The sequence below is a fragment of the uncultured Cellulomonas sp. genome (genome assembly GCF_963527515.1).
GTDB lineage: Bacteria > Actinomycetota > Actinomycetes > Actinomycetales > Cellulomonadaceae > Cellulomonas.
Window position 1 is genome coordinate 1 of the sequence record NZ_CAURTV010000130.1, and the last position, 8427, is coordinate 8427.

Consider the following 8427-nt stretch of genomic DNA (forward strand, 5'->3'; position numbering starts at 1 on the left):
GCCGGCCCCGGTCGCGGAGCCCGACGCCCTGTTCTGACCCGCTCCCGCGAGCCGCGGAAACAGCCGCCCGCAGACGGTGACGTCCCGGCCCGCGGTCGCCGCCGTGCGCCCGATGGCGTCGGCGTGACGACTTCGTCGCGCCCGCCGCTGCAGCGGGCGAGCACGGCCCGTGCGAGCGGCCGCTGCGGGCGTCGGTCAGTGGGCCTGGCGCTCGCCGGTCAGGATCTCGACGGCGCCGGTCGACGCCTCCTGCACGTACTCCGCCACCCAGCCGACCGGGGCGGTGCCCCAGGACGACGCGACGGAGCTCACCGGGAACACGACCAGGTCGTGCTCGGGGTGCGTCAGGACCAGCTCCGGGGAGCCGTCGTCGTGCGCGGAGCCCCACACCAGGCCCGGCACCCGCTGCGCCACCAGGTCACCGAGCGAGACGCCGAACGCGTGCACCAGCGACTCGGGGTCGGCGCGGTCGCGCGCGTCGGACTGCAGCCAGATCGCCTGGACGCGGTCGAACAGGTCGCCGAGCGTCTGCGTGTCGACGGTGCCGGCGCACAGGCCGGAGATGATCTCGCGGTGCTGCGCGGCCCACACCAGCTCGGCGGCGTTCAGCGGCTCGATCCGCACGGAGCGGGTCTCGTCCGCGGGGGCGTGCGGGTGCGGCAGCACGGACCCGTCGTCCGGTCTGGCTGCGCGTCGGAACAGTCCCATGCAGGTGAGTATCGACCTGCGACCCCCCGCGCTTGACGCGACTGGCCGTAGTCGCCCGGTCGCAACGGTCGTATCCCGGGGCAACCGAGCCCCGCACGCACGAGGGCCGCGCCGACCCGGAGGTCGACGCGGCCCTCGTCAGGTGCCTCAGCGCTGGACGGTCAGCGTGTGCGACGCGGCCGTCGGCAGGTAGCCGGCGTCCCCCTTGTAGGTGGCCATGACCACGCCGGACCGCTGCGCGGCCGGCAGGGTCACCGTGGCCGTGCCTGCGGTGAGCGGCACGGTGGCCACCCGGCTCAGGCCGACCATGACGACGACCGACCCGGTGGGCGTCGGGGCGCCCTTCGGGCCGGTGACCTTCACGGTCACCTGCTGCTGCGTGCCCTTGGCCACCGTCCACGTGCTCGACGACAGCGACACGGTCGACGCCACGGGGGTGACCGTGAACCAGCGCTGCGCCTGCGACCCGGACACGTCCGCGTTGCCGGAGTACACCGCCGTGAGGTGGTGGTTGCCCGCCGCGAGCGTGCCCGGCAGGACCACGTCGGCCACGCCACGCAGACCGGTGACGGTCAGCGTGCCGGTGGCGACGGTGACCCCGCGGTCCTTGATCTCGACCGTGCCGGTCGGCGGTGCCGTCTCACCCCTGACCACGACCGCCGCGCGGGTGGTCGACCCGTACGGGGCCGACGTCCGCGACAGCGACAGCGTGGTCGTCGAGGTCGACTTGGCGACGTCCACCGGCACGACGGCCGAGGTCGACGGCGCGAACAGCCCGGTGTCGGACGCGAAGGCGGCGCTCAGCGAGTGCGCGCCCGCGCCGAGCTTGACCTTGATGCTCGCCTTGCCGTTCGTCACCGGGGCCGAGCCGATCTCGGTCTGCCCGTCGAGGAAGGTCACCGTGCCGGTGGCCTCGGCCGGGGCGACGCCTGCCTTGAGCGTGAGCTCCTGGCCGGCCTTCTTGCCGCCCGTGACGGCGAGCGTCGTGGTCGTCGCCGTCGGCGTCGGGACCGTGACGTCCACCAGCTGCACCCGGGAGACCGGGTCGGCGTTGTGGTGCTGGAACACCAGCAGCTGACCGTCCGCCGCGCCCGTCCCCTTGTGCACGGGGATGGTGACGCCGTCGTCGCCGAGCGTGGAGAACGAGCCCGGGATGTCGTTGTCGAACCAGAACGGCGGGTCGTACGGGTTCACCGTGAACGACTCGGCCGAGTCCAGCACGCCGGTCTCGTCCGCCGCGTAGTCGGAGTAGGTCCAGACGTCGATCGTCGGGGTCGACCCCGCGGGGATGCCGGCCCACTCGAGGCCGATCGGTGCGACCAGCACGTTGCTGTCGAAGACACCGGTGTCGATGTCGCCGAAGAACCCGTTGACCGGCTGGAGGTCGAGGTTCTCGCCCGTGTTGTAGTCGAACGTCGCGGCGACCGTGACGTCGGAGTCGGCGTTGAGCTTCTGGACCACCGTCTCGAGGTCGTAGGCGCCGTCACCGTCGATGTCGATGTCGATCACCGGGATCACGTACTGGCCGAGCGTGGCCCACTCCCCATCGGTGGCGATGCCGATGCCGAGCAGCCCCGTGGAGGGGTCACCGCCGGCGGCGGCGATCTGCGGTGCCGTCGACGCCCAGCCCACGTACCGGATGTCGCCGGCCGCGGTGGCCGACGGCGACGTGCGGAGCCCCGGGACGTCCTCGAGCTTGGGGCTCGTGGCGGCGAGGTTCAGCGGGGTGGTCAGCGAGTACCAGCCGCCCGCCGCGACGCCGCGCCCGGAGATGGCGAGGTCGGCCGTGGCTGCCGCCGCGTCGGCGAAGGCCACCGGCGAGGCGGTCAGGTCGGAGACCAGCTTCGGTGCGGCCTGCAGCGGCACGCGCAGCTCCTGCGCGCCCGACGTGAGGACGAGCCGTCCCGAGACCTCGGCGACGTACTCGCGCGGCACGCCCGCCTGGAGCTCGGCCGACGTCGGGTCGAGCTCGCGCTCCAGCGTCGTCGGGTCGGCCGTCAGGGTGAGCGTGACGATCGCGGACCTGCCCGCCGCCAGGGTGATCGACGCCGGGGAGGCCGTGATGGTGGCGCCGCCCGCCGTCGACGAGCTGGTCACGGCGGTGGTGTACCGCTTGCTCGTCGTGCCGAAGTTCTTCACCGTGACGGTCTTCGTGGCGACGACCGTCTCGGCACCGACCTCCACGACGCCCCAGGCGACCGAGGTCTGGTCCGGGTTCTGCGTGTTGTACGCGATGACGTCGGTGGCCACCGCGTCGAACGCGTCGACGCGACCGGCACCGACGCGCTCCGGCCCGTAGGCCGTGCCCGTCCCGTCCGGACCCGTCCAGATGTCGTGCGTCGCGGTGTTCACCACGGCGGACTTGACCTGCGCGGCCTCCCAGCTGGGGTGGGCGGCGCGGACCAGGGCGGCGATGCCGGCCACGTGCGGGCTGGACATCGACGTGCCGGACAGCGAGTTCGAGTCCGTGCCGGCGCCCGAGGCGGCCGACAGGATCTGCGTGCCGGGAGCGGCGACGTCGGGCTTGCCGTGGCCGAGGGAGCCGTGGACCCCGCGCGACGAGCCGGAGTTGAGCATGTCGCCGGCGATGTCCTCGACGACCGTGCCGGACAGCCCGGGGCCGATGCGGACCGTGAGCGTGCCCGCCTCGATCTCCGGGAGGAGCGCGTCGGTGGTCGAGGCCGTCATCTGGAAGCCGGGGATGGCGGCGTTGCCCGCGATGCCGGCCGCGAACGGGATCAGCTCGGTGGGCAGCAGCACGCCGACGGCTCCGGCAGCGGTGGCGTTGTTGAACCGGACGGCCGAGCCGCAGCGGCGGGCCGTGTCGTCGTCGTTCCACCACAGGTACGCGATCTTGCCCGCGACGGCAGCGGCCTGCGCGGCGGTGAACGCGGTGCAGCCGTCGAAGTTGGCGCCCGGGTTGCCGACGGGTGCCGTGACGTCCGGGCCCCCGTAGGCGACCGAGTTCTGGCCGGAGTGGATGCCGACGAGCGCCGGGTTCGCGGCCGTGAGCACCTCGACACCGTCGTAGGTCTGCGGGGCGCCGACCGAGTTCGCGACGGTGAGGGCGCTGGGCGCGTTGCCCGGGCTGCCGCCGATGTCGGTGATGTCACCGGCGTTGCCCGCCGACATGACCATGACCGTGCCGAGCGCGGTGAGCTGGGCGATGAGCAGGTTGTCGGGGTCGTCGGCCGGGGAGCCGTCACTGCCGAGCGACATGTTCACCACGTCGAGCCGGTCGCTCAGGTCGCCGTCGGCGTTCGGGTCGGCCGCGCGGTCGAGGGCCAGGGAGGTGAGGTTGGTCGAGCCACCGATGTCACCGAATACCTTGAGCGCGTAGATCCCGGCGCCGGGTGCGGTGCCCGGACCGACGCGCCAGTCGGAGACGTCGGTCAAGCCGGCGTAGTCGCCCTCGAACGTCGTGCCGTCGGGCAGCACGCCGTAGCCCGCCGCGGTGCCGGAGACGTGGGTGCCGTGGCCGCTGTTGTCGGACAGGTACGTGGAGTCGATCGGGTTCTCGTCCGGCGCGGGGACCGTGGTCGCGCCCGGCAGCTCGGAGTCGGGGTCGGCGTCGTACAGGGGGCCGGCGAAGTCGTACCCGCCGATGAACTTGGCGGGGTCGTACAGGCCCTCGGGGATCGGGCCGGAGCCGTCGGCGCCGTACGCCGCCTCGTACGCCTCGAGGGTGCCCGGTCCGCCGAAGTCGGCGTGCGTGTAGTCCAGACCGGTGTCGATGACGCCGACGCGGACGCCCTCGCCCGTCTGCCCGGTGTCCTGCCACACCTGCAGCGCGCGGGTGAACTCGACGCTGTTCGCGTTGTCCACCGTCTTCGGGGTCACGCGGTAGACGGCGACCACGTCGGGGGAGTCGGCCAGCGCGCGGACCTGCGCGGCGTCGCCGGTGACCAGCGTGCCGGCGACGAGGTTGGTGAGCGTGGCGATCTGCTTCGGCGCGGCGGAGGCCGAGCGCGCGGTGGCCTGCTGCGGGACGACCTCGGCGGCGAGCGCCTCGGTGTCCGCGGCCGCGGCCTTGACGTCGGCGGTGCTGCCACCCTCGGCGGTGACGTCGCTGCCGGACTTGGCGTCGAGCTGGACGAAGGCCGTGACCGGCCCGGTCGCCTTCACCAGGTCGCGGGCGAGCTTGCCGTCGAGCCGGCCGTCGATCGCCTGGGCGTCGCCCGCTGTCGGGCGGTCCGGAGGTGGTGCCGCGGACGCGCCCCCGGCGCCGAGCAGTGCGGTGGTGACCGCGACAGACAGTGCGGTGACGGCGGCGAGGACGGGTCGACGTGGCATGTGCGCATCCCTGGCTTCGAGGAGGACCGGCGAGCGTGTGCCCGCGACGTGACGGCAGTCACACGTCGGCGCACGCCCGGCGAACGTTACTGGCAGGTAGGCCTTTCGTCACCCTCTGGTGCATTCGACCTCTTAGCGCAGGGGGACGAACGTGTACGAGCCGTGCGTGCTGACCTCGGTCCGGCCGGCCCGGCGGACCACCAAATGCATGGTGGAGCGCACCGGGATCACCATGCGGGAGTCGTCGGCCAGCTGGTCGACGAGCTCGGAGGGCAGCCGCTTCGGCGCCGCCGAGACGAGGATCCTGTCCCAGCCGCCGTCTACCGGCCGCCCGAGCTGGCCGGGGGTCGCGCGCTCGATCCGGGCCCACGGCAGGCCGCACGCGTCGAGGTTCGCGGCACCCCACTCGGACAGCGCCGGGTCCAGCTCGAGCCCGAGCACGTCGCCCCCGGGTCCGACGAGCCGCGCGAGCAGGGCCGCCGTCCACCCCGACCCGGAGCCGACGTCCAGCACGCGCGCGGCGACCGGGACCTGGAGCAGGCGCAGCATGGCGGCGACCGTGCTCGGCTGCGAGCTCGTCTGGCCGTGCCAGAGCGGCAGCGGGTGGTCCTCGTGCGCCCGTGCCCGCTGCTCCTCGGGCAGGAACCGCTCACGGGCGAGCTCGCGCATCGCCGCTGCCACGTCGTCGGCGCGTGTCGGGTCGTCACGCTGGCCCATGGCATGAGCCTACGATCGGCGGTCCAGCGCAGGGAGGCGTGCATGAGCGACTACGACGTCGTGGTCGTCGGGTCCGGGTTCGGCGGGTCGGTGGCCGCGCTGCGCCTCGTCGAGAAGGGCTACCGCGTCCTGGTGCTCGAGGCCGGCCGCCGGTTCACCGACCAGACGCTGCCGCGCACCTCCTGGGACGTGAGCCGGTTCCTGTGGGCGCCACGGCTGGGCTGGCTCGGCATCCAGCGGATCCACGTGCTGCCGGACGTCGTGGTGCTCGCCGGTGCGGGCGTCGGCGGAGGCTCGCTGGTGTACGCCAACACGCTCTACCGGCCGTCGTCGGACGACTTCTACGCTGATCCGCAGTGGGCACGGATCACCGACTGGCGCGCGGAGCTCGCGCCGTTCTACGACCAGGCCAGCCGCATGCTCGGTGTCGTCGACAACCCCACGTGCACGCCCGCCGACGAGGTCGTGCGCAAGGCGGCCGAGGACCTGGGTGTCGGCGGGACCTTCCGGCTCGCACCGGTCGGCGTGGTGTTCGGGTCGCCCGGGGTCGCGGTCCCGGACCCGTTCTTCGGGGGCGCGGGTCCGGAGCGCCGCGGCTGCCTGCAGTGCGGCGAGTGCATGACGGGCTGCCGCCACGGCGCCAAGAACACGCTGCCGACCAACTACCTGTACCTCGCCGAGCGCGCAGGCGCGCGGGTGGTCGCGGAGACGACCGTGACGTCGGTCCGTCCGCGAGGGCGGCACTGGGAGGTGCGGACGGGGCGGACCGGCAGGCGCGGGGGAGAGCGGACCGTGACCGCCGACCAGGTGGTGGTCGCGGCCGGCACGTGGGGCACGCAGGAGCTGCTGCACCGGATGAAGGCGGACGGCGTCCTGCCCGCGCTGTCGGACCGGCTCGGCGCCCTGACGCGGACCAACAGCGAGCAGCTCGGCGGTGCGGCCACGCGCTGGCGCGGCTGGCGGCAGCGGCCGGACATGACGCGCGGGGTGGCCATCACCTCCTCGGTCTACCTCGACGAGCACACCCACCTCGAGCCGGTCCGCTACGGCCGCGGCTCGAACCTCATGGGTCTGCTGAGCACGGTCCTCACGGACGGCGGCGGGCGCGTGCCGCGGCCGGTGCGCTGGCTGGGCACCGCCCTGCGCCACCCCGGCCGGCTGGCTTCGCTCCTGCTCGGCCTGGGCAGCTGGTCGCAGCGCACCGTGATCGGCCTGGTGATGCAGACGGGCGGGGCGTCGATCACCGTGCGACCGCGCCGGACCTGGCGCGGCACCACGCGGCTGACCTCGTCGCCCGGCGAGGGCGAGCCCAACCCCACCTGGATCCCGGTGGCCAACGCGGCCTACCGCAGGATGGCCGTGCACCTCGGGGGGTTCGCGGCCAGCAGCGTGGGGGAGATCGTCGACGTGCCCATGACGGCCCACTTCCTCGGCGGCTGCACCATCGGGGCCACGGCGGACGACGGTGTGGTCGACGCCTACCACCGCGTCTTCGGGTACCCCGGCCTGCACGTGGTGGACGGCTCGGCGATCTCCGCCAACCTGGGCGTGAACCCGTCGTTGACCATCACCGCCCAGGCGGAGCGGGCGTTCTCCCTGTGGCCGAACGCGGGGGAGCCCGATCCGCGGCCGGCGCTCGGGGAGCCGTACGAGCGGCTGCGGCCCGTCCGGCCGGTGCGGCCCGCGGTGCCGGCGTCGGCCCCCGGGGCGCTGCGCCTGACGGTCCTCTAGGCGTTCTGCCGCACCACGGGGATCATCCCGGTGCGCGGGACGTCGGCGGCCGACGGGGCCGGGACGAACTTGGGCTTGCGGCCGGGACGGCCGCGCTCGCGGCGCATCTCGATGCCCTCGAGCGTGGTCGCCCGCCACACGGCGCCGCCGTTGAGCCGGCCGTCGGGCTGGGGCAGCCACGGCACCTTGCGGGAGAGCCAGACCCGGATCGTGGCGTGCTCGACCCCCAGGCGCTCGGCGAGCCGGGCGATGTCGTAGAGGTCGTCGAGGCCCGGCGCCGGCGGGGCGGGGGTCGACGCAGGAGCGGGCAGTTCGAGGGGCACGCCGGAATCGTAGCCGCCCGGAGCCTGTGAATTCCGTGACGGAGCCGTGACGGGATTCACACGAGATCTCCCCCACGATCGGGCCTCAAGTGTCAGGGTCGACCGTCCGAAGAACTTAACGTGTTACGCGTGAGTAACAAGATTCCGTCCCGAGGTCGGCCCACAGGTGGCCGGCACGCTGCGTCGCGCCCTGCGCCGGCGCGTGCTGCCGCCCACCCCGTCCGCCTCGCGCAGGGTGGTGTCGTCGCGGCGCTCGCCCTGAGCATGTGCGCCATGGTGGCCGTGTCGGCGAATGCCCGTGACGGTGGGAGCGCGCTCACCCCCCTCGCCGTCGCCTCGCCGACCAGCCAGGTGGAGCTCGCCCGGGCCGGTGCGGTCGACGTCGCCGTCGACGCGGTCGAGGTCGCCCACACGGTCCAGGCGGAGGCGACCCAGGTCGCCGTCGACGCGGCCCAGCTCGAGGCCCTGGACGCCGCGACGACTCGTCTGGACGAGCTCGTCGACGCCGCGACGGCCGACGCCACGGTGGACGCGCGCGGCGCGGCCACCTCCCGGTCGGCCGAGCGCGCCGAGCCCACCGAGCCCACGGAGCCCTCGGCGGTGCCGGTCGCCCCGGCGGCGGCGTCCGACGAGGCCACCCCCGACCCGGCCACCG

At 74.0% G+C, this 8427-nt stretch carries 5 protein-coding genes and 1 pseudogene; 2 read left to right on the forward strand and 4 right to left on the reverse strand.

Annotated features, from left to right (window positions below):
• Positions 1-195: 195 nt before the first annotated feature.
• The 3 genes from RYN42_RS18385 to RYN42_RS18395 form a co-directional block, all read right to left on the reverse strand.
• On the reverse strand, positions 196-708 hold the full coding sequence (locus RYN42_RS18385; RefSeq protein ID WP_315098490.1) for a DUF3806 domain-containing protein: 513 nt from the start codon (positions 706-708) through the stop codon (positions 196-198).
• 147 nt (positions 709-855) lie between these two features.
• Complete coding sequence (locus RYN42_RS18390) at positions 856-5001, reverse strand: S8 family serine peptidase (RefSeq protein WP_315098493.1); 4146 nt, start codon at positions 4999-5001, stop codon at positions 856-858.
• 132 nt (positions 5002-5133) lie between these two features.
• Entirely contained in the window at positions 5134-5718 is a 585-nt protein-coding gene (locus RYN42_RS18395) for a protein-L-isoaspartate carboxylmethyltransferase (RefSeq protein ID WP_315098495.1), read from the reverse strand.
• A 42-nt stretch (positions 5719-5760) separates the two neighbouring features.
• Between RYN42_RS18395 and RYN42_RS18400 the strand changes: the two genes are divergently transcribed.
• Positions 5761-7449, forward strand: coding sequence for a GMC family oxidoreductase (locus RYN42_RS18400; RefSeq protein WP_315098498.1), 1689 nt, complete (start codon positions 5761-5763; stop codon positions 7447-7449).
• On the opposite strand, the gene RYN42_RS18405 is transcribed toward RYN42_RS18400, so the two are convergent.
• Positions 7446-7772, reverse strand: coding sequence for a hypothetical protein (locus tag RYN42_RS18405; RefSeq protein WP_315098501.1), 327 nt, complete (start codon positions 7770-7772; stop codon positions 7446-7448). The two genes, RYN42_RS18400 and RYN42_RS18405, sit on opposite strands and share 4 nt — an antisense overlap.
• Positions 7773-7901: 129 nt before the next feature.
• Here RYN42_RS18405 and RYN42_RS18410 point away from each other — a divergent pair.
• Positions 7902-8427: pseudogene (locus RYN42_RS18410) on the forward strand (hypothetical protein); the annotation flags it as partial.

Coding starts and splice junctions, on each gene's coding strand:
- RYN42_RS18385 (WP_315098490.1), bottom strand. CDS start 708: ATGGGACTGTTCCGACGCGCAGCCAGACCGGACGACGGGTCCGTGCTG.
- RYN42_RS18390 (WP_315098493.1), bottom strand. CDS start 5,001: ATGCCACGTCGACCCGTCCTCGCCGCCGTCACCGCACTGTCTGTCGCG.
- RYN42_RS18395 (WP_315098495.1), bottom strand. CDS start 5,718: ATGGGCCAGCGTGACGACCCGACACGCGCCGACGACGTGGCAGCGGCG.
- RYN42_RS18400 (WP_315098498.1), top strand. CDS start 5,761: ATGAGCGACTACGACGTCGTGGTCGTCGGGTCCGGGTTCGGCGGGTCG.